At 46.3% G+C, this 20640-nt stretch carries 21 protein-coding genes; 7 read left to right on the top strand and 14 right to left on the bottom strand.

Translation table 11 applies throughout. The features are described 5' to 3' along the window. Nucleotides 1–3: 3 nt before the first annotated feature. From mioC to rpmH, 7 genes are read right to left on the bottom strand one after another with little or no spacing between them, the layout of a single operon-like run. Entirely contained in the window at nucleotides 4–438 is a 435-nt protein-coding gene (gene mioC, locus ACXAG2_RS19585) for an FMN-binding protein MioC (RefSeq protein ID WP_474869798.1), read from the bottom strand. A 2-nt stretch (nucleotides 439–440) separates the two neighbouring features. Beyond that, nucleotides 441–1829, bottom strand: a complete 1389-nt coding sequence (gene mnmE / locus ACXAG2_RS19580; protein ID WP_474869796.1) for a tRNA uridine-5-carboxymethylaminomethyl(34) synthesis GTPase MnmE — start codon at nucleotides 1827–1829, stop codon at nucleotides 441–443. 1 nt (nucleotide 1830) lies between these two features. After that, entirely contained in the window at nucleotides 1831–2313 is a 483-nt protein-coding gene (locus ACXAG2_RS19575; RefSeq protein WP_303572547.1) for a YajQ family cyclic di-GMP-binding protein, read from the bottom strand. 58 nt (nucleotides 2314–2371) lie between these two features. Beyond that, nucleotides 2372–4036: a membrane protein insertase YidC gene (gene yidC, locus ACXAG2_RS19570; RefSeq protein ID WP_474869794.1), complete on the bottom strand. Its 1665-nt coding sequence runs from the start codon at nucleotides 4034–4036 to the stop codon at nucleotides 2372–2374. A gap of 10 nt (nucleotides 4037–4046) precedes the next feature. Further along, the gene (yidD, locus tag ACXAG2_RS19565; RefSeq protein WP_119503569.1) at nucleotides 4047–4295 is read right to left on the bottom strand and encodes a membrane protein insertion efficiency factor YidD; all 249 of its coding nucleotides are present in this window, start codon (nucleotides 4293–4295) and stop codon (nucleotides 4047–4049) included. Continuing rightward, nucleotides 4283–4639: a ribonuclease P protein component gene (rnpA, locus tag ACXAG2_RS19560; RefSeq protein WP_119503225.1), complete on the bottom strand. Its 357-nt coding sequence runs from the start codon at nucleotides 4637–4639 to the stop codon at nucleotides 4283–4285. Before rnpA ends, yidD begins: the two co-directional genes overlap by 13 nt. A gap of 15 nt (nucleotides 4640–4654) precedes the next feature. Continuing rightward, nucleotides 4655–4789 carry a 50S ribosomal protein L34 gene (gene rpmH, locus ACXAG2_RS19555; RefSeq protein WP_014290886.1) on the bottom strand — a complete coding sequence of 45 codons (135 nt, stop codon included), beginning with the start codon at nucleotides 4787–4789 and terminating at the stop codon, nucleotides 4655–4657. Nucleotides 4790–5406: 617 nt separating this feature from the next. Between rpmH and dnaA the strand changes: the two genes are divergently transcribed. From dnaA to ACXAG2_RS19530, 5 genes are all read left to right on the top strand, one after another. Next, complete coding sequence (gene dnaA / locus ACXAG2_RS19550; protein WP_474869791.1) at nucleotides 5407–6975, top strand: chromosomal replication initiator protein DnaA; 1569 nt, start codon at nucleotides 5407–5409, stop codon at nucleotides 6973–6975. A gap of 32 nt (nucleotides 6976–7007) precedes the next feature. After that, the gene (gene dnaN / locus ACXAG2_RS19545; protein WP_474842322.1) at nucleotides 7008–8111 is read left to right on the top strand and encodes a DNA polymerase III subunit beta; all 1104 of its coding nucleotides are present in this window, start codon (nucleotides 7008–7010) and stop codon (nucleotides 8109–8111) included. 69 nt (nucleotides 8112–8180) lie between these two features. Beyond that, nucleotides 8181–9269, top strand: coding sequence for a DNA replication/repair protein RecF (recF, locus tag ACXAG2_RS19540; RefSeq protein WP_474869788.1), 1089 nt, complete (start codon nucleotides 8181–8183; stop codon nucleotides 9267–9269). A 10-nt stretch (nucleotides 9270–9279) separates the two neighbouring features. Next, entirely contained in the window at nucleotides 9280–11700 is a 2421-nt protein-coding gene (gene gyrB / locus ACXAG2_RS19535; protein ID WP_474869786.1) for a DNA topoisomerase (ATP-hydrolyzing) subunit B, read from the top strand. Between the two features lie 168 nt (nucleotides 11701–11868). After that, on the top strand, nucleotides 11869–12561 hold the full coding sequence (locus ACXAG2_RS19530; protein WP_474869783.1) for an HAD family hydrolase: 693 nt from the start codon (nucleotides 11869–11871) through the stop codon (nucleotides 12559–12561). 54 nt (nucleotides 12562–12615) lie between these two features. Here ACXAG2_RS19530 and ACXAG2_RS19525 read toward each other — a convergent pair whose 3' ends face one another. The 3 genes from ACXAG2_RS19525 to glyQ all read right to left on the bottom strand — a co-directional run bounded on the left by ACXAG2_RS19525 (nucleotide 12616) and on the right by glyQ (nucleotide 16105). Continuing rightward, on the bottom strand, nucleotides 12616–13059 hold the full coding sequence (locus tag ACXAG2_RS19525; RefSeq protein ID WP_474869780.1) for a hypothetical protein: 444 nt from the start codon (nucleotides 13057–13059) through the stop codon (nucleotides 12616–12618). A gap of 65 nt (nucleotides 13060–13124) precedes the next feature. Then, on the bottom strand, nucleotides 13125–15197 hold the full coding sequence (gene glyS, locus ACXAG2_RS19520) for a glycine--tRNA ligase subunit beta (RefSeq protein ID WP_474869778.1): 2073 nt from the start codon (nucleotides 15195–15197) through the stop codon (nucleotides 13125–13127). A 2-nt stretch (nucleotides 15198–15199) separates the two neighbouring features. Beyond that, a complete protein-coding gene (glyQ, locus tag ACXAG2_RS19515; protein WP_474869776.1) occupies nucleotides 15200–16105 on the bottom strand; it encodes a glycine--tRNA ligase subunit alpha in 906 nt (301 codons plus the stop codon). A 119-nt stretch (nucleotides 16106–16224) separates the two neighbouring features. On the opposite strand from glyQ, the gene ACXAG2_RS19510 reads away from it, so the two are divergent. Next, the gene (locus tag ACXAG2_RS19510) at nucleotides 16225–16815 is read left to right on the top strand and encodes a DNA-3-methyladenine glycosylase I (protein ID WP_474869773.1); all 591 of its coding nucleotides are present in this window, start codon (nucleotides 16225–16227) and stop codon (nucleotides 16813–16815) included. Nucleotides 16816–16866: 51 nt separating this feature from the next. Here the strand turns inward: ACXAG2_RS19510 and ACXAG2_RS19505 are convergent, their stop codons facing one another. From ACXAG2_RS19505 to ACXAG2_RS19490, 4 genes are all read right to left on the bottom strand, one after another. Further along, nucleotides 16867–17340: a DUF2489 domain-containing protein gene (locus ACXAG2_RS19505; protein WP_474869770.1), complete on the bottom strand. Its 474-nt coding sequence runs from the start codon at nucleotides 17338–17340 to the stop codon at nucleotides 16867–16869. A 14-nt stretch (nucleotides 17341–17354) separates the two neighbouring features. Continuing rightward, nucleotides 17355–17858 carry a Der GTPase-activating protein YihI gene (gene yihI, locus ACXAG2_RS19500; RefSeq protein WP_303572558.1) on the bottom strand — a complete coding sequence of 168 codons (504 nt, stop codon included), beginning with the start codon at nucleotides 17856–17858 and terminating at the stop codon, nucleotides 17355–17357. Between the two features lie 26 nt (nucleotides 17859–17884). After that, nucleotides 17885–18472 (bottom strand): class I SAM-dependent methyltransferase, encoded by a 588-nt coding sequence (locus ACXAG2_RS19495; RefSeq protein WP_474869768.1) that lies wholly within the window; start codon nucleotides 18470–18472, stop codon nucleotides 17885–17887. Between the two features lie 434 nt (nucleotides 18473–18906). Beyond that, a complete protein-coding gene (locus ACXAG2_RS19490) occupies nucleotides 18907–19530 on the bottom strand; it encodes a c-type cytochrome (protein ID WP_119499435.1) in 624 nt (207 codons plus the stop codon). Nucleotides 19531–19705: 175 nt separating this feature from the next. On the opposite strand from ACXAG2_RS19490, the gene yihA reads away from it, so the two are divergent. Beyond that, the gene (gene yihA, locus ACXAG2_RS19485; RefSeq protein WP_474869765.1) at nucleotides 19706–20317 is read left to right on the top strand and encodes a ribosome biogenesis GTP-binding protein YihA/YsxC; all 612 of its coding nucleotides are present in this window, start codon (nucleotides 19706–19708) and stop codon (nucleotides 20315–20317) included. Nucleotides 20318–20640 lie beyond the last annotated feature (323 nt).

Below are 20640 nucleotides of genomic sequence, written 5' to 3'. Positions count from 1 at the left end.
ACGTTATTGCTTTACTTGTTGTTCAAACCATTCTACCGCTACATCTTCAGGGATAGGATGGTTAAGTACATCAATATGCAAAGGCGGCGCGGTTAATTTTGCACCGGCGTCAGTTAAGCGCTTTTCCATTTCCATGGCACCATAACAGAAGGTGTCATAGCTGCTGTCGCCCAGCCCGACAACCCAGGCGTCAATACCACTCAGATCGGTTTCTTCCAGAGCCTTCGCAAAAGGCTGAATATTCTGTGGAAGCTCGCCGGCTCCATGTGTTGAGGTACAAATTAACCATGACCCCTTTTTTTCCAGTGCATTCAGATCCGGCTCGAACTGCAGTGTAGTAGTGAATCCGGCAGACTGCGCTACCTGCTCCAGGGCTTCAGCAACGTACTCAGATGCACCCAGTACAGATCCGACGATGATTGACAGATGTTTAGACATAATTATTTACCGATACAAAATGAAGAAAAAATACGACCCAGTAAGTCGTCTGAAGTGAATTCACCGGTAATTTCAGTGAGTGCCTGATGAGCAAGACGTAACTCTTCGGCCAGTAATTCTCCGGCCAGATGTGAGAGCAATTGTTGCTGGCCGTTATCCACATGTTCTGCTGCCTGCGCCAGTGCGTCAAGGTGACGGCGGCGGGCAATGAACTGTCCTTCTGTGGTGGTGTCCAGACCCATGGTATCGGCAAGGTGCTGACGCAGTAATTCCACACCCTCACCGGTGCTGGCAGACAGGCCGATCACGCTGACGTTGCCATGTTGTGTGGTGAGCTGCTGAATGCCCACAGTCTCTGCTGATAAATCGGCCTTATTGCGGATTACTGTCGTGGGTATGTTTTCAGGCAGTCGTGCCATGAACTCAGGCCAGATCTCATACGGGTCGATTACAGCGGTGTCTGTACTGTCGACGACAAATAACACGCGGTCTGCTTCCGCAATCGCTTTCCAGGCACGCTCAATACCGATCTGCTCAACTTTATCCGGACTTTCCCGTAAGCCGGCTGTATCGATGATATGCACCGGCATGCCGTTAATGTCGATATGTTCTTTTAAGACATCACGGGTAGTACCGGCGATATCTGTGACGATAGCACTTTCGCGACCCGCCAGCGCATTCAGTAAGCTTGATTTGCCTGCGTTAGGACGACCGGCAATAACCACCTGCATGCCTTCTCTTAAAAGCGAGCCTTGTCTGGCTTTTTGCTGTACCGCTGCAAGGGATTCAACAATATCAGCCAGATCCCCGGCGACTTTACCATCTGACAGAAAATCGATTTCTTCATCAGGGAAGTCGATAGCCGCTTCTACATACATGCGAAGATGAATGATTTGCTCAGATAAAGCGGTTATTGTGCGGGAGAACTCTCCCTGCAATGAGCGCAGAGCACTTTTCGCAGCCTGTTTAGAGCTGGCATCAATCAAGTCTGCTATGGCTTCGGCCTGAGCGAGATCCAGCTTATCATTCAAGAATGCCTGTTCACTAAATTCCCCGGGCCTTGCCAGGCGTACGTTCCCGCAGGCCAGGATAGCATCAATGAGCATATCCATGACGATTTGTCCGCCATGGCCCTGGAGTTCAAGCACATCCTCACCGGTAAAGGAATTCGGCCCTTTAAAATAAAGTGCTATTCCCTGATCGATCACATCGCCCTGTTGATCATGAAAAGGCGTATAAGTCGCTGAGCGCGGAGCCAGTGTGACAGGTACCAGTGCCTGCGCAATCTCCATTGCTGCGGGCCCTGATACACGCACAATGCCCACACCGCCACGGCCAGGGGCTGTAGCTTGTGCGACGATGGTATCTTGTGAGGAGGCAATAGGGTGCATATCAGTCTTTCATATTCTTAAATTGGAACGGCTGGCCTAAATCGGAGCTGCGCACCAGTGCAATAACCTGCTGTAAGTCATCACGCTTCTTACCGGTGACCCGAAGTTGATCACCCTGGATGGCTGTCTGCACTTTGATTTTATTGTCTTTGATAAGCTTTACAATTTTCTTGGCAGTATCCTGCTCGATACCTTCTTTGAACGTAATGACCTGGGTCACCGTTTTGCCGCGGTGATCGTAATCTTTTAAATCCAGAATACTGGTATCCAGATTGCGTTTGGAGCAGGCGTTACGGAACATTGACTCAAGCTGCTGAACCTGAAATTCACCCTCAGCTTTCATGGTCACGGCTTTTTCTTTAAATTCGATGCTGGCTTCTACGCCGCGAAAATCAAAACGGGTAGCCAGTTCCCGCTGGGTGTTTTCCGTTGCATTACGGACTTCTTCGATATTGATTTCAGATACGATGTCGAAAGATGGCATTGTTTGACCTCTCTTAGATGAATCAGCCCGCTATAGCGGGCTGATAATGACGGGATAGTTACTTAGATTTTAGCCCTTTCTTTTCCATTGCGGCATAAATCAGTTTTGCCTGGATGAGGGTGATTATATTACTGACTAACCAGTAAAGTACCAGACCGGCCGGGAACCACAGGAAGAACACACTCATGGCCACAGGCATGAACTGCATGATCTTCTGTTGCATTGGGTCGGTTACGGTTGTGGGTTGCAGCTTTTGCAGTAACCACATACTCGCACCGGTCAGTACCGGCAGCACGAAATACGGGTCTTTCACAGAAAGGTCTGTGATCCACAGGAAGAAATCTGCGTGACGCAATTCAACACTTTCCAGTAATACCCAGTAAAGCGCGAGGAAAATTGGCATCTGCAGGATGATTGGCAGACAACCGCCCATCGGGTTTACTTTCTCTTTGCGATACAGTTCCATCATCGCCTGAGACATTTTCTGACGATCATCACCAAAGCGATCTTTCAGTTGCTGCATCTTAGGTGCGAGATTTCGCATGCGGGCCATGGATTCATACTGTTTCTTCGTCAGCGGATACATAGCACCCTTAACGATAACAGTGATTAGAATAATGGCGACACCCCAGTTACCTACCAGGCTGTGCAGGAATTGAAGCAGTGCGAATAATGGCTGTGATAACCACCATAAAATGCCGTAGTCCACTGTCAGGTCCAGACCATTTGCCAGCTGCGCGAGGTTGTCCTGATCTTTAGGGCCCAGATACAGCTCTGCACCGATTGTCGCAGTTTCACCACTGGCTACATTTACCGGCGTACCGGTGAAACCGATAATGGCGTACTGATTCTGAACCAGTTTGGTGTAAAGGTTATTCACCTGAGAAGCAGGCGGGATCCAGGCTGAAACAAAGTAGTGTTCGAGCATACCGACCCATCCGGCTTCCGTTGACACTTTCAGATTTTTATCTTCAATGTCGTCGAATGTGTACTTTTCATAACGATCTTCCTCGCTACCGTATGCTGCACCACGGTAGGTTGGCATGAACATGTTTCCGCCATCAGGTACCTGTGTGGTTTGTTTAAGTTGTGCATACTGCTGGTAAGTTGTCGTATTACCTGAGTTATTCTCGATGGTATAGGTCAGTGCGATGTCGTGGCTGCCTTTAGTAAAATTAAAGGTTTTGATAATTTTCACGCCATCTGCATTTTGCCAGGTAAGAGGCACAGACAAGGTATCGCCCTGCATGACAAATTCTTGTTGTGAGGCATCATAACGCGGACGCCCTGAACGGTTTCCGTCAGGACCATCACGACCAACCAGACCGCTTTGTGCGATATACAAACCATCCTGAGGGCGCAGCAGGCTGTAGTTTTCTGATGATTCCTGAGTTAACGGAAATTTCACCAGGTTCGCTTTAACTACATCACCGCCGACTAAATCAATTTTCAGATCCAGCGTGTCAGTAAGTACGTGAACTGTACGTGCAGATTCAGGCTTAGCTTCCTGTACCATGCCGGGCACGTCGTCCTGAGAAGCAACCGGCACATCATCGCTGCCTGGCAGAGAGGACGGTACACCGTTACTACCGGCATTCGTGCTAGTTTGTTCAGATGCGGCGGGCTGAACAGGTTGCGGGCCATAATCTTGTTGCCATTGTTGCCATAGTAAGAAGCTCACAAGGGCAAGGCCGATTAACAGAAAACTACGTTGCGATTCCATAGAGGTCTCTTTATTCTGAGTGTTTATTATTCCGTGATTCCGGCACGGGGTCGTTTCCGCCCGGATTGAAAGGGTGGCATTTTAATATGCGTTTAATCGATAACCAACCGCCAATTAGCAATCCATGCGAATTTAATGCTTCAATTGCATAATATGAGCAAGTCGGGTGAAATCTGCACCGTTGTCCCAAAACCGGCGAAATGAACCACTGATAGCATTTAACCAGTAGCAGAGGAAGAGCGATGGTTATTTTGCGCAGCGTTTTGCTAACTTTTTCCATTGCTTATCCAACATAGAAAATATTTCGTCATTGGTGAGTTTATCTGCGCCGGATTTGCCAACCACAATAATGTCGACGGCAGGCAGTGCGTGACGACGGTGACGAAAACTTTCTCTGATGATACGTTTCAGTCTGTTGCGGTCATGGGCTTTTCGCACGCGTTTCTTAGCAATAGTAATCCCGACACGGGCATGTGCTAATTCGTTTTTGCGGGCAAGTAAAGTAAAAGCAGGGGATACAGCAGGAGTTGCGTCATTAAACACATGGGTAAAGTGGGAGGGAGTTAACAGACGTAACTCCCTGGAAAAATTATTTTCACCCACTTTTGGGTAGTACTCTTAAGCAGAAAGGCGAGCGCGACCTTTAGCACGGCGAGCTGCTAGTACTTTACGACCATTTTTAGTCGCCATACGAGCACGAAAACCGTGAGAACGCTTGCGCTTTAAGTTGCTCGGTTGAAATGTTCTTTTCATGACCAAAGTCTCACTTTTCTAGTTAAATATCAGACGTGCAAAATAGCAGTCTTACCAACAAAACATTGTGTCCGTTGATAAGCATGTTACGCCGCTCATCCAAAAAGGACGCTGAATTCTAGAGATCCCGGCACCTGATGTCAATCCAAAACGCCTTTATACTGCATATTTTTTATAAAATAGTGCAGAAATTTTGTTCAGCTTTGCGGAAAGATTTCAAACCATCATAATTTTGCTGTGAATAAATTGTCTGCAAATATAAATTTATCCACAAGTCAATAGATGATCGGTAAAGATCATGGCTTTTTTACCCGGATCGCACAGCCTGATCAAGCGTACAGTGTTTTAGTGATTATCTGTGATAGAGATATAGCGAAATAAAATAAGGGTTAAATTTCAATAGTTTAACCTTTGTATCCAGAAGATCGCACCAGATCGTGATTTACTTTACCCACAGAAGATCAGATAATCCACAGCGATCACAATTAGAATACAACATTCACCGCTGTTACCCAGAATAAATATTGCTTTTCCTTTTTCTCAATCAGGAATACGTATTCTCTTCGCCGTTTTTTGTCTTACTGGCGTCTGCAGCAGCTTTTGGAGCCTACATTATTATGTCTCTGTGGAATATGTGCCTTGAGCGCCTACGCCAGGAATTGCCGACCCAACAATATAGTATGTGGATACGTCCGCTTACTGCTCAGGAAGATGCAGACGTTCTGACGTTATTTGCCCCGAACCGTTTTGTTTTGGACTGGGTAAGAGATAAGTACAGAGATAAAATTACAGAGCTGTTCACCGAGTTTTGTGGGCAGGATTCACCACAACTTCATTTAGATGTTGCTACCCGAACAGGCCGACCTGCCAGCGGCATCCCGTCCGGTAGACCGGCTCCGGTTCAATCAGGTACTTTCAGCCGTTCTCAACCTCCTGCACAATTTTCATCCGCAGAGACAGGGATGAGCCGGCCTGAGGTGAATGCCCCCGCGCATGTTGCACATGAACAGCAAAATGACAACCTGTCTGCTCCGAACATCACCAAAGCCAGTTCCGGTGCCGGTGCATATCGCGAACCTGAACTTGTTCATCAGCAGACGGGGAGGACTAATACACCAGCAGGCCGTGGGCCAGCAGTTATCCCCATTCCTGAAGCGATGAAGCATAAAAGCAATATCAATCCGACCTATCAGTTTGATAATTTTGTTGAGGGTAAATCAAACCAGCTGGCCAGAGCGGCTGCGACTCAGGTTGCCAATAATCCAGGTGGTTCCTACAATCCGTTATTTATATACGGTGGTACCGGTTTGGGTAAAACCCACTTATTGCACGCAGTAGGTAATGGCATTATTGTAAACCGTCCGGGTGCTAAAATTGTGTATATGCATTCAGAGCGCTTTGTACAGGACATGGTAAAAGCACTTCAGAATAATGCTATTGAAGATTTTAAACGGTTTTACCGTTCTGTAGATGCATTGCTCATTGATGATATTCAGTTTTTTGCGAATAAAGAGCGCTCGCAGGAAGAGTTTTTCCACACCTTCAATGCATTGCTTGAAGGAAACCAGCAAATCATACTGACCTCAGACCGTTACCCTAAAGAGATTGACGGGGTAGAGGATCGCTTGAAATCCCGGTTTGGCTGGGGCCTGACCATAGCGATAGAACCCCCTGAACTTGAAACCAGGGTGGCCATTCTTATGCGTAAAGCGGCAGAAAACAAAATTCACCTGCCTGATGAAGTGGCGTTCTTTATTGCCAAGCGATTACGTTCAAATGTGCGTGAGCTGGAAGGCGCACTTAATCGTGTCATCGCTAATGCGAATTTTACCGGTCGGCCTATTACTATTGATTTCGTCCGTGAAGCATTACGTGACCTGTTAGCTCTACAGGAAAAACTCGTTACAGTCGATAACATCCAGAAAACTGTCGCAGATTATTATAAGATTAAGGTTGCTGACATTCTCTCTAAACGTCGTAGCCGCAGTGTGGCAAGACCAAGGCAGGTAGCTATGGCGCTTGCTAAGGAATTGACCAATCACAGTCTACCTGAATTGGGTAACGCTTTCGGTGGCAGAGACCATACTACGGTTCTGCACGCTTGCCGAAAAATAGAGCAGCTTAGAGAGGAAAGTCATGATATAAAAGAGGACTATAAAAACCTGATAAGAACCTTGTCCTCATAAATCTTTGACATTCCAGGCAGGAAAGTAAATCAATGAAATTTACCATCAGTCGAGAAAAGTTTCTTCAACCGTTACAGTTAGTTTCCGGTGCAGTAGAAAGAAGACACACATTACCTATTCTTTCTAACGTACTTATTAAAGTTAGTGAGGATGCACTCTGGCTAACCGGAACGGATCTCGAGGTAGAACTCATCGCCAGTACCCGTCTTGAAGGCGAGTATGAAGAAGGTGAAATTACAGTTCCTGCTAAGAAATTGTTTGATATTTGCCGTGGTATTGCTGACGGTACTGATATCCAGTTCAGCCTCGATGGAAGCAAAGCGCTTATCCGTGCAGGACGTGGTCGCTACACTTTATCCACGCTGTCTGCCAGCGATTATCCAAATCTTGAAGACTGGGAAGGTGAGGTTGAGTTCGAGCTTTCTTCAGTTGACATCAAACGCCTGATCAACAGTACCCATTTCTCCATGGCGCAACAGGATGTGCGTTATTATTTAAACGGTATGTCACTGGAAACCGAAGAACATATTATCCGTACCGTCGCTACTGATGGTCACCGCCTTGCTTTATGCAGGCTGGATTATGAAAGTGCATCCTTACCAGCGCGTCAGGTGATCATACCCCGTAAAGGTGTACTGGAAATTTCCCGCTTAATCGGAGATGACGATAAGTCTATTAAAGTACAAATAGGTGCTAACCATATTCGTCTTTTCTCTTCCGATTTTATTTTCACCAGTAAACTGGTTGACGGGCGGTTCCCTGATTATCGTCGTGTGCTACCGAAAGACGGGGATAAAACTATTCTTGCCAGTAAGGCAGTATTAAAAGATGCGTTTGCCCGTGCTGCAATTTTATCGAACGAGAAATTCCGCGGTGTAAGACTTAACCTTTCCAGTGGCGAGCTTAAAATCACAGCCAACAACCCTGAGCAGGAAGAAGCGGAAGAAATTGTTGATGTGAACTATGAAGGCGACGATTTAGAAATTGGTTTTAACGTCGCTTACTTAATTGACGTTCTTAATGCTCTGACGACAGAAGAAGTGCAACTAACTTTATCTGATTCTAACTCCAGTGCTCTTATCCAAAATGCCGGTGATGATGCTGCGTTATATGTCATCATGCCGATGCGTCTGTAGGCCATCTTTAAGCAGGGGCGAAGGCTTTGCTTTCGTCTCTCTGTTTTATACTTCCCCCGGGCAACGCCTATGAAACTGGACAAAGTCCAGCTGACTGATTTCCGAAATATTCAAAACGCTTCGTTTATCCCGTCCCGTTCTTTAACGCTGATAAGTGGTAAGAATGGCAGTGGTAAGTCATCTCTTATTGAAGCGCTTTACTATCTCGGTTATGGGCGTTCATTTCGCACAAACAAGCATGAGTCTGCTATTCGTCATGATGCAGACCGTTTCAGCATTTTCACCCGCTGTGCGGGGGATGATGGCAACGTAAAAAACATCGGATTACAGCGTAGCAGGCATGAGCAATTTGTTTGTTCAATAAACGGCAACCATTCACACCGTCTCGCTGACTTAGTTAGTCTTATACCGGTTCAATTATTTACACCTCAGAGTACTGACCTCATTATCGGGTCACCCGGAGAACGCCGTCGTTTCATCGATTGGGGATTGTTCCACGTGGAACATAAATTCAATTTGCTGTTTCAAACATTCCAAAAGTTGCTAAAAACACGCAATACATTACTTAAGAGACAAGCAAATCTGAGTGCGCCCGAGAACGCCTATTGGGAGCAACAATTCCAAACCGTAGGGGAACACCTTAGTGAGAAGAGAAAATACTATATAGGGCGGTTACAGCCAATATTTAATGCCATTTGTAGTGAATTTCTACCTGAGTTTTCTCTCGAAATCTCGTATTATAAGGGGTGGGATAAAGATGCTTCTTTGATCGAAAGCCTGACGCGAAAACGTGACTACGATACAAAGGTAGGTTACACAACTTCAGGGCCACACAAATCAGACTTACGATTTAAGGTGGATGGTTCTGCGGCGCAGGAAGTTCTTTCAAGAGGGCAACTTAGAATGGCTGTCGCTGCATTACAGTTGTCACAGACAACATTGTTTCAACAGGAAACATCAAGACGCAGTATTTTCTTACTTGATGATGTTGGAGCAGAACTTGATTTAGATAAGCGAGAGCGGTTTATAGACGGGTTAGTCGCGATGGACACGCAGCTTTTTGTGACTGCTATAGAGCGTGAACAACTTGAGTTTATAAGCAAATATAAAGACAAAAAAATGTTTCACGTGGAACATGGCCACGTGAACGAGGAGTAAAGGTTAGACTATGTCAGAGCAAAACAACTACGACTCGTCGAGTATTAAAGTCCTGAAAGGATTGGATGCCGTACGTAAACGCCCGGGTATGTATATTGGTGATACAGACGATGGAACCGGTTTGCACCACATGGTATTTGAGGTTGTAGATAACTCTATCGACGAGGCGCTGGCAGGCTATTGCTCTGAAATTGTGATTCAAATTCACTCTGACGGTTCAGTATCTGTTTCAGATAATGGTCGTGGTATTCCTACTGCCATGCACCCGGAGGAAGGTGTGTCAGCGGCGGAAGTCATCATGACGGTACTGCACGCCGGCGGTAAATTTGACGACAACTCTTATAAAGTGTCGGGCGGTCTTCACGGCGTAGGTGTTTCGGTTGTAAACGCGTTATCCAGCAAACTGAAATTGAAAATTCGTCGTGAAGGCAAAGTTCATGAGCAGGAATATCACCATGGCGTTCCACAAGAACCACTGGCGATAACCGGCGATACGGACAAAACCGGTACTTCTGTACGTTTCTGGCCAAGTTCCGATACCTTCACCGATACCTTATTCCACTATGAAATTTTGGCTAAACGTTTACGTGAACTGTCATTCCTGAACTCAGGTGTGTCCATTCGACTCAAAGATGAGCGTGACGGAAAAGAAGACCACTTCATGTACGAAGGTGGTATTCAGGCATTCGTACAGTACCTTAATCAAAATAAGACTCCGGTCCACCAGAAGGTCTTCCACTTCAGTACTGAGCGTGAAGACGGAATTTCTGTAGAAGTCGCAATGCAATGGAACGATGGCTTCCAGGAGAGCATATTCTGCTTTACGAATAACATTCCGCAGCGTGACGGTGGTACACACTTAGCCGGTTTCCGTGGTGCGCTTACCCGTACACTGAACAACTACATGGAAAAAGAAGGCCTGAATAAAAAGGCTAAGACTAATGCTAGTGGTGATGATGCCCGTGAAGGTTTGACGGCCGTTATTTCTGTTAAAGTACCTGATCCTAAGTTTTCATCACAGACAAAAGACAAACTGGTTTCTTCAGAAGTGAAGAATGCGGTTGAGTCAACGATGAACGAAAAGCTGGCTGACTTCCTGCTCGAGAACCCCAACGAAAGTAAAATCATTGCTTCGAAAATTATCGATGCAGCACGGGCTCGTGAAGCTGCTCGCAGGGCTCGTGAAATGACGCGTCGTAAAGGTGCATTGGACCTGGCTGGTCTTCCCGGTAAACTTGCTGATTGTCAGGAAAAAGATCCTGCACTATCTGAACTGTATATAGTGGAGGGTGACTCTGCAGGTGGTTCCGCCAAGCAGGGTCGTAACAGAAAAAATCAGGCTATTCTGCCATTGAAGGGTAAAATCCTTAACGTAGAAAAAGCCCGTTTTGACAAAATGTTGTCTTCTCAGGAAGTCGCTACCCTTATTACTGCATTAGGTTGTGGTATCGGTCGAGACGAATACGATCCTGAAAAACTGCGTTACCACAGCATTATTATCATGACCGATGCGGACGTGGATGGCTCGCACATCCGTACGTTGCTGCTCACATTCTTCTATCGTCAGATGCCTGAAATCATCGAACGTGGATACGTCTATATTGCTCAACCACCACTTTATAAAGTGAAAAAGGGTAAGCAGGAACAGTATCTGAAAGACGAAGATGCACTGACTAACTACCTGACAAATATTGCTATTGATGGTTCAGCACTGTTTACCAGTGAAGATGCACCGGGCATTTCCGGTGTTGCTCTTGAGAATCTTGTGAAGCAATACCAGTCTGTTGAGAAGATGATCAAGCGTCTTCACCGTCTAATGCCGCCGGCGATTCTGTACCGTTTAATATATTCTCCAACATTGAGACACGAAGATCTGAAGAGCGAGTCAACGCTTAGCGCCGTAGCAGAAAGTTTCGTAAACAGCCTCAATGAAAAAGAGAATGATGGCGCAACGTATCGTTACGACATCCTGCCAGAAGAAGAAGGTAGCGAATTCTTTATTCAGATCACCATGCGTATGCACGGTATCGACTACTTCTACAAACTGAACCAGGAGTTCATCGATTCTACTGACTACGCAAAAATTCGTGACCTGAATGAATCTATCAACGACATGATGAATGACTCAGCATACATTCAGCGTGGTGAGAAGAAACAGCCGGTAGAGTCATTTAAAGATGCCCTTGAATGGCTGATGGGTGAAGCTAAGCGCGGTCAGTATATTCAACGTTATAAAGGACTGGGTGAAATGAACCCTGATCAGTTGTGGGAAACAACGATGGACCCTGACAGCCGCCGTATGCTTCAGGTTACCGTTGAAGACGCCATCGCTTGTGACCAGTTATTCACTACATTGATGGGAGACCAGGTTGAGCCACGCAGAGCATTCATCGAGCAGAATGCACTGAAGGTAGAAAACCTCGACGTGTAGTTTACTGATAATCAATACAAGGGTGGCATTAGTCACCCTTTTTTATTGTAAATATAAAATGCCGTGTGCATTTAAGAAAGTTAGTGGATGCACACTCAGTTAGACGGCGTCCGGTAAAAATGAGTCATAACCAGAACAGGAAGCGTTGAGATACTGATGGAGCAGAATTTGAAACTACTTGATAGTAGGCAGGCAAAGAGAAAAACCGTCGTCTTTGACTTCGATAAAACCCTGTTCAATGGTGATTCCGGATATTTGTTTTACCGGTATCTGATATGCGCATCCAAAAGGAAGGTTGTTCTGTTTATTCTTTTATTCCCGCTGCTGCTTATTCTATTTGCGTTCAGAAAAACCAGATTGATGTCGTTGCACCTCGTATGCTGGTTGGCTACGTTGGGCGTGACAGGTAAGGATCTCAAATTGAGATTGAGTGAATACTATCAGCAACTATCTGAAAGGCAGGATGTACTGATTTACGAAAGTGCATTGGAGGAGATAGTAATAAGACAAAGGGAAGGCTACCGGATTGTTATCATTACCGGAGCCCCATCCTGGCTGGCAAGATATATCGCACGGCAATGCCGTATTCCTTTTGACAGGATCATCGGCTCGCGTCTCACACATGCATTCTATGGTCTGTTTACTTCAGAATACTGCTTTGGCAAAAATAAACTGACGATGGCTACACAGAAAAAAGAATGTTTTGAACAATGGGTGCACGGTTATACAGACAGCTTGTCTGACATGCCTGTTATGGATAAATGCACGGAAAGCATTACGCTTATCAATCCCTCTGAAAAGTTAAAAGGTCGGGCAGAGCAACTCGCCGGGGAGAAAGTCAGAGTAGCGGAGTGGGTGTAATTAAAGGTAAGAATGAGAGATAAAAAAACGGCTTCGTAATGAAGCCGTTTTTGTTTACGCTTTCGGTGTAACCAACAGCATAACCTCACCGCCACTGGCTGGGGTGAAGGTAAAACGATACACACCGGTTTTCTCGGGTGTGAACTGCAGGTTTTCAGATTCGGTGCCGCAGACCATATAAATGGAAGACTGCACCGTGACAACCTGACCTTTGTAGCGGGCACCACAAGTTTGATCCGGCGTCCAGAAACCGTCAGATAAACGGAAGTCATAGGGTTGACCATCAGCAATCAAATCAACATCCACGTACCAGCCTTGTGAACCTTCATTTAACTGATATTTGGCATTGGCTTCCCACCAGTTAAAAACACCACGCAGGTAAAGGTTCTCAAATTTAATTTCCGGCGGTTCCATGATGCCGGGTAAACTGACTACGCTCCGGCTGCTACACCCGGAAAGGAAGACAAACATTAATAAAAAAGCGAACTTTTTATTCACTGTGACTCCACTAAAAAAATGCCCGACATTGATGTAGCCGGGCATCGTTAATAATGCGATACCAGTTACTGTTTAGTCAGTAACGAAATATCAGCGGTTTCAAGGAACTGCTGTCTTAATACAGACAACAAGGCCAGCCGGTTGTTCCGTACGGATTCATCTTCAGCCATAACCATGACATTATCAAAGAAGTTATCAACGGCTTCCCTGAGAGTCGCCAGAGCGCTCAGCACAGCATTATAGTCCTGAGAAGCAACACCAGCTTTCACTTCAGCCTGAACACCTTCCAGTGCTTCGTACAGTGCCTTTTCAGCATCTTCCTGAAGTAGTGCGGTATCTACAGACCCTGCAACGTTACCTTCCTGCTTGGCGAGAATGTTCGCAACACGTTTATTGCCTGCTGCAAGTGCTTCTGCCTCTTCCCGTTCCTTAAACGCGGCTACCGCCTGAACACGTGCTGCGTAGTCTGCAGGACGGGTAGGACGACGGGCTGCAACGGCCTGAATAACATCAATACTGACACCCTGGTCCTGTAACAGGGCAACAAAGCGTCCTAGTACGAAATCAACGACCTGCGTTACAGTGTCTGCATTGGTAAGCTTATCGCCATACACTTCAACAGATTTAGCCACCAGAGTTTCAAGATCCAGTGCTAAGTCCTTTTCAGTGATGATACGTAGTACGCCAATTGCTGCGCGGCGAAGTGCGAAGGGGTCCTTGTCACCTTTAGGTAACTGACCGATACCAAAAATACCCACCAGCGTATCCAGTTTATCTGCAAGAGATACTGCTGCGCTGACACCGGATACAGGTAATTCATCGCCGGCAAAGCGCGGCATATATTGTTCATACAATGCGTCAGCCACAAGAGGGGCTTCACCATCATTGATAGCGTAGTATTTACCCATGACGCCCTGCACGTCCGGAAACTCCATGACCATCTGCGTCATTAAATCCGTTTTTGCTAGTAAACCGGCACGCGCAGCTGCTTCAGTGTCATCACCTGTCTGCTCAGCGATAAACGCTGACAACGCAGAGATGCGGTCAGATTTATCTTTAAGCGTACCCAGTTGTTTCTGGAATAACACGGTTTCGAGACTGCCAAGACGACTCTCCAGCGAGGACTTCTTGTCGGTGTTGAAGAAAAATTCTGCGTCAGCAAGTCGGGGGCGGATAACCTTTTCGTTACCGGAAATAACCTGAACAGGATCCTGAGACTCAATATTACTGACGAACAGGAAACGGTTATCCAGCGCACCGTCTGCTGATAACAGAGGCACATACTTTTGATCATCTTTCATGGTGTAGATAAGTGCTTCTTTGGGCACTTCCAGGAAAGACGCTTCAAAAGATGCCTGCATGACTACCGGCCATTCAACGAGAGAGGCGATCTCTTCCAGCAGACTTTCATTATAGTCAGCTTTCAGGCCCAGAGAGTCAGCGGCCTTTTCAAGTTCGTTACGGATGTACTCAGCACGCTCGGAAAAATCAGCTATAACGTAGTGAGACTTCATGGCTGCAGCGTAGCTATCAGCATGGTCAAGTTCAAATGTAGCTTCACCATGGAAGCGGTGGCCTTGAACTACGCGACTGCTGGCTTTACCTAATACAGTCAAAGGTAACAGTTCGGCGCCGTACAAAGCAGTAACTGTGTGTACCGGACGAATAAACTGAGTTGTTGAACTTCCCCAGCGCATCGCTTTAGGTATAGGTAGCTTACTGATGGCCTGATTCACCAGACCTTCAATGAGTTCACCAATACCTTGTCCTTCGACACTGGCGCGGTACAACAACCACTCGCCTTTATCTGTGACCATACGCTCTGCATCAGCAACTTCAATGCCGTTGCCCCGTGCCCAGCCCATGGCCGCTTTAGTCGGATTGCCGTCGGCGTCGAATGCTGCTGACAAGGCAGGACCACGCTTTTCTACCACTTTATCTTCCTGCGACCCGGCAAGATCAGATACAGATACTGCCAGACGACGGGGAGCTGCAAACCAGTGAATGCCTGAGTAGGCCAGTTCTGCGTTATCCAGTGCTGCCTGTAGATTAGCAGCAAAGCTCTCACCCAATGATTTAAGGGCTTTCGGTGGCAATTCTTCTGTACCAATTTCTACCAAAAGATTTTCAGTGCGCACGATTACTGCTCCTTATTACACAATGGGAAGCCGAGGGCTTCGCGGGCCTGGTAGTAGCTTTCAGCACAAGCTTTCGCCAGCGTTCGGACACGCAAAATATAACGCTGTCTTTCCGTCACTGAGATGGCGTGACGGGCGTCGAGCAAGTTAAATGCGTGCGACGCCTTCATTACCTGCTCGTAGGCGGGCAATGGCAGATTCTTTTCAATCAGTAACTGGCTGGCTGCTTCACATTCATCGAAAGTCCTGAACAGGAAGCCTACGTTGGCGTATTCGAAGTTATAGGCTGACTGTTCCACTTCGTTCTGGTGGAATACATCGCCGTAAGTTACTTTGCCCATCGGACCGTCAGTCCAGACTAAATCGTAGATACTGTCTACGCCCTGAACGTACATCGCGAGACGTTCCAGACCGTAGGTGATTTCACCGGTAACCGGTTTGCACTCCAGACCACCCACTTGCTGGAAGTAAGTGAACTGAGTCACTTCCATGCCGTTTAACCAGACTTCCCAGCCCAGACCCCATGCACCCAGGGTAGGGGATTCCCAGTTATCTTCTACGAAACGGATATCATGTACCAGCGGATCAAAGCCCAGCTCTTTTAGTGAGCCCAGATATAGCTCCTGAATATTATCAGGAGACGGCTTCAGCATGACCTGAAACTGATAATAGTGCTGCAGACGATTGGGGTTTTCGCCATAACGGCCGTCTGTAGGACGGCGGCAAGGTTGTACATAAGCACTGCTGATAGGCTCCGGACCTAAAGAACGCAGGAATGTCATCGGATGAAATGTACCTGCACCTACTTCCATATCCAGAGGCTGGATAATCACGCAACCCTGGCGTGCCCAGTAATCCTGCAGTGCGAGGATCAAACCCTGAAAGGTTTTAATATCGTATTTCTGCATGTTTGCTGCTTATAACTGACCAATGTAAAGGTGGAGTAGTATACAATTTGTAAGCTGATGAATGTAGGCTGAAACAGCGAAAACTGATTAAAAAGCGCGTAATTAAAAGGAGAAACGCCATGACAGTGCGACCTGATGTTAACCGTTGCGGCTGGGTATCAGATGATGAGGAGTATAAGCTTTATCATGACACGCACTGGGGACGGCCGGAAATGGACGATATTTCACTGTTTGCAAAGCTTTGCCTTGATGGTCAGCAGGCCGGATTGTCCTGGATCACCATTTTGAAAAAGCAAAAAAATTACGAAACACTGTTTCATCAGTTTGATCCGGAAAAAATAGCGCAAATGGGGGAGCAGGATGTTGAACGTCTGATGCAGGAACCCGGTATCATCCGCAACAGACTAAAAATCAAAGGCATCATTGCGAACGCAAAGGCATATCTGGCCATTACAGAGAATATGTCATTCAGAGATTACATTTGGCAGTTCACTGACCATAAAACCATTATTAACAGCTGGCAGAATTATAAAGATGCTCCGGTAAGTTCAGCAGAGTCCGTACTGATGGCAAAGACACTGAAAAAAGCTGGTTTTAAATTTGTCGGAGAAACTATTTGCTATGCCTACATGCAGGCGGTGGGAATGGTAAACGACCATACGGTCACCTGTCATTGTTACCAGGCTTGTTGCGAGGAGGCGAGGCGTTAGCTTTTGCAGGGCTGCGGCCGTGTAAAATACGGCCGCTGAGAGAGCTGTCAGTTATTTCGATGCTGAAGTACGTTGGCTAAGGTTTTCGCTCCAGCTTCTTATCGCATCCAGTTCCCTGAGAACGCGGGATTCGTATTCAGATTCAATCTGCTCCCGTGCATCATCCTGCTTCTTACGCTCTTTTAACGGAAGCTGCTTGCGCTCTTCCAAAATAGCAAAGCCACTGATTTCCACGTACAAAGCATGAATGTGAGGAAACTCAGAGCGGTAATCAGGCGGGGTTTCCAGTGGTAAAGCGTTTAACAGCTTCGTGATCCGGATAGCACCTTCAGATAACTCACATTGTTGTTGCTGCATCGCTTTGCTGATGACAATAATGCTTTCTGTAATGTTTTCTATCCGTCCGTCGCGGGCCGCTTTATGCCGCTCATTTTGTTGTTTAAGCATGAAAAGCAAACGGCCTGCGTAAAAACCGAGGCCGAGAATAATGACTAAACCGGCAATGATAGCAATGGTTAACCACATAAAACCTGACACCTTTAGTCTTTAAATTCGTCCATACTCATGGCATCGAGACTGTCCATCGGATCGTCATCATCTTCATCGTCGCTTTCAGCAATACCCAGCAGATCACACAGGATACGATGTCGTGCCATTTTGTCATCAACGTATTGTTGTTCAGCTTTTGAAATGGCTTGTCCTTCATCCAGTTTATCCAGCAAATCAGATAAACGGTTATCTGCTTCCAGAGCTGCCAGTTCATCAGCCGGTGTTGCATACTTTTTCACTGCCGCACGGGCTACCGGTGCTTTAATCAATTGCACTGGTTTTTTACTGCCATGACGGGGATCTTTGTTCACCCGTACCGCCTTCGTTTGCTCTGGTTTTGACTCAACAACATTACGGCTTCCCGCTGGATTACCTTTATGTTTGTTTGTTTTTGAGGAATTCTCTGAGCCGGCGGGCTTCTTTTTCCGGAAGTCCGGATCTTTACGGACACCAATGCGACCAATTTTTCTGGTCTTCTTCGAACGGGACGACATAGTTGTCTCCTGCTAATAAAAACTAATTACCGGATTATACCAGGTATCTGTGATTGCTTCTTCAACAAAACAACGTCTTTGCTATAAAGAGTGACGTCATACCCATATTGTTTACCAATAAAGGCGAAGGTTTGATCAGAGAAAAATGATACGTGGGTGAGGTCGTTTTTGTAATGCCAGCTGGGAAATTTCAATGCGCTTTCAACACGCTTGGTCATAATGACAAGCACACCGTTAGCGGCTAACAACCGGGTTAACAATGAAATTTCACGGTGCGGCGTATGGAAATGTTCTATGGCTTCCGTACAGGTAATAAAATCATAGTACCCGGATGTTTCAAGGGCAGTGCTGTCATCAGCATAAAAAGGGTCGTATACCGACATATGATAACCGGATTCGCTTAACATACCGGCGAGCACCGGGGCCGGCCCGCAACCGAAGTCCAGTCCCTTTGCAGGCGGGGTAACCGTGGCGGCTACAGGATCCATCGCTCGCTGTAAAAATCGACGGTAGCCCTCATCTGCAGCATTGTTTTCATGGAGATCATACTCCTGCTTTTCTCTTTCTGCGGAGGGCAGAAAGCGTCCGTCAGCAAATACAAGATCACACCGCAAGCACTGATGAAACTGTCTACGTTTATCTTCGTGATAAAACTGAATGTCTGAATGCTGGCAAAGAGGGCAGGTAAGTTTTGGCATCGGATTAAAAAGGATAAATGCTATTCGTGAAGTGTAACAGGCGCCGGAAAGAAAAAAAGGTGATGGCCTAAACCATCACCTCGTTTATCAGTGTCTGATGACACCTCTCCCGTATTTGCACTAAGTGCAAGGGTGTGCTCCCCTTATTCTTATTTTTCACAGAGCTGGAATTATTGTTCAAGGTCTTCCTGACACTTTATCCAAAATCCTATACTGTTGCTTTTTATTATTGTTGTATAGTTGGTGCGCTTTCAGGCAAAGCACCAAACTTGAAGTTGTATACTACAGAACAAATTTCAAAAAACAAGGTAATTTTTACAATTAATTAACAAGCTTTGTATAACAAGTACTTAGTGCAGGCCTGCCAGGTAGTTTGACAGTATTTCGATATCTTCATCTGTAAGTTTCATCGCTATATCCCGCATCATTGCGTTCATATCGTTGGCGCGCTGACCCGCTCTGAAACCTTTCAGCTGTGCGGCTACGTAATCGGTATGTTGACCACTGATATCCGGAAACCCGGCCAGACCCATGCCATTACCATCCGGACCGTGACATGCGCTGCAGGAGGGGATCCCACGTTTCTCATCACCGCCGCGATATAAAGCCTGACCCGCAGCAACATAATTTTCTGGCGTTTCGCCGGCTTTTGCTTCTTGGGAGGCAAAATAGGCGGCTAAGTCAGCCATGTCCTGTTCAGAGAGAGGTGCTGCCATACCATTCATGACTGCGTTATTCCGACCTTCCTGACCACCGGTCTGAGAAGCCAGTTTGAACTCTTTTAGTTGTTTTTCCAGGTACCCTGCATGCTGGCCGGCGATCTTCGGATTCATAGGAATCATAGAGTTACCGTCCATTCCGTGGCAAGCTGCGCACACGGCCGATTTCGCTTTACCGGCTTCAGGGTCGCCTGCCGCCATGGCATTTGTGGTGAAACCTAACGTCATACAAACAACTAAACACAGTTTTTTCATAACTAATCTCTACAAAGGACCAAACGGCTTCGACGATATACGTGATATCATTGTATTTTACACATTTAGCACGCCAGAAAAACCTATTCCATAATAAAACTATGGTTTTATAACCGTTTTCTGACAGGTGTCAAATAAATTAAAATTAAATGCAAAGTATAGACGGATATTCAACATGTCGTATTACACAAAAGCTAAGTTTCTGATGAGCGCGCCTGATATCCGCCATCTAAAGCAGGATGAGGGCATAGAAGTCGCCTTTGCCGGCCGTTCAAACGCCGGAAAATCAAGCGCGTTAAATACACTGACAAGGCAAAAGAACCTGGCGAGGACCAGTAAAACACCGGGCCGGACCCAGCTTATCAATATCTTCGAACTTGATGAAACCCGCAGGCTGGTTGACTTGCCGGGCTATGGCTTTGCGCAGGTTCCTATTGCAATGAAAAAGAAGTGGCAGGCCTCGCTGGGTGAGTATCTGCAAAAGCGGAAAAGCTTGCGGGGACTGGTCGTCATGATGGATATCCGTCACCCGTTTAAAGATCTCGATCAGGATCTTATTTACTGGGCAGTCGATGCAGGGTTACCTGTTCTCGCACTTCTGACCAAAGCGGATAAGTTAAAATCTGGTAAACGAAAAGAAGCATTTATGTTTGCCAGAGATGCGGCACTTGCCTTTAACGGGGATGTTACTGTTCAGGCATTCTCGTCTTTATCAAAGATTGGTGTCAGCGAAGCGGCTGCTGTTCTGGATAAGTGGTTTGAATTGAACGAACAGGAGGACGCTTAGGCGTTTTTGGGTTTTCTTGTAGCTGAAAGAAAAATCCCCGACCAAAGTGGCCGGGGAAAAGGACTGAGAGAAAACACATAAAAACCGAAGATATAGAGTGTCCCTGAAGCCGGTTAGTTCAAATTAATTGAAGAAAAATAGAAGTTTTTTTGAGATTTATTTTATTTTTCAATAAAAACAATAAGTTGATTGATTTCGGAATGACTTTTCTACGGGCATAAAAAAACCCCGGTAAAACTACCGGGGTTAAAGCAAAGGTTTGAAAACAGCTTTCTCACCTCTGTACCCTACATCCATTAGGGTACAACAGAATGCTGAAAAGG

Source organism: Alteromonas sp. ABH4_456, assembly GCF_056160645.1.
Note: the sequence above shows the minus strand (reverse complement) of the source record. Positions and strands in the feature narration are given on the sequence as shown.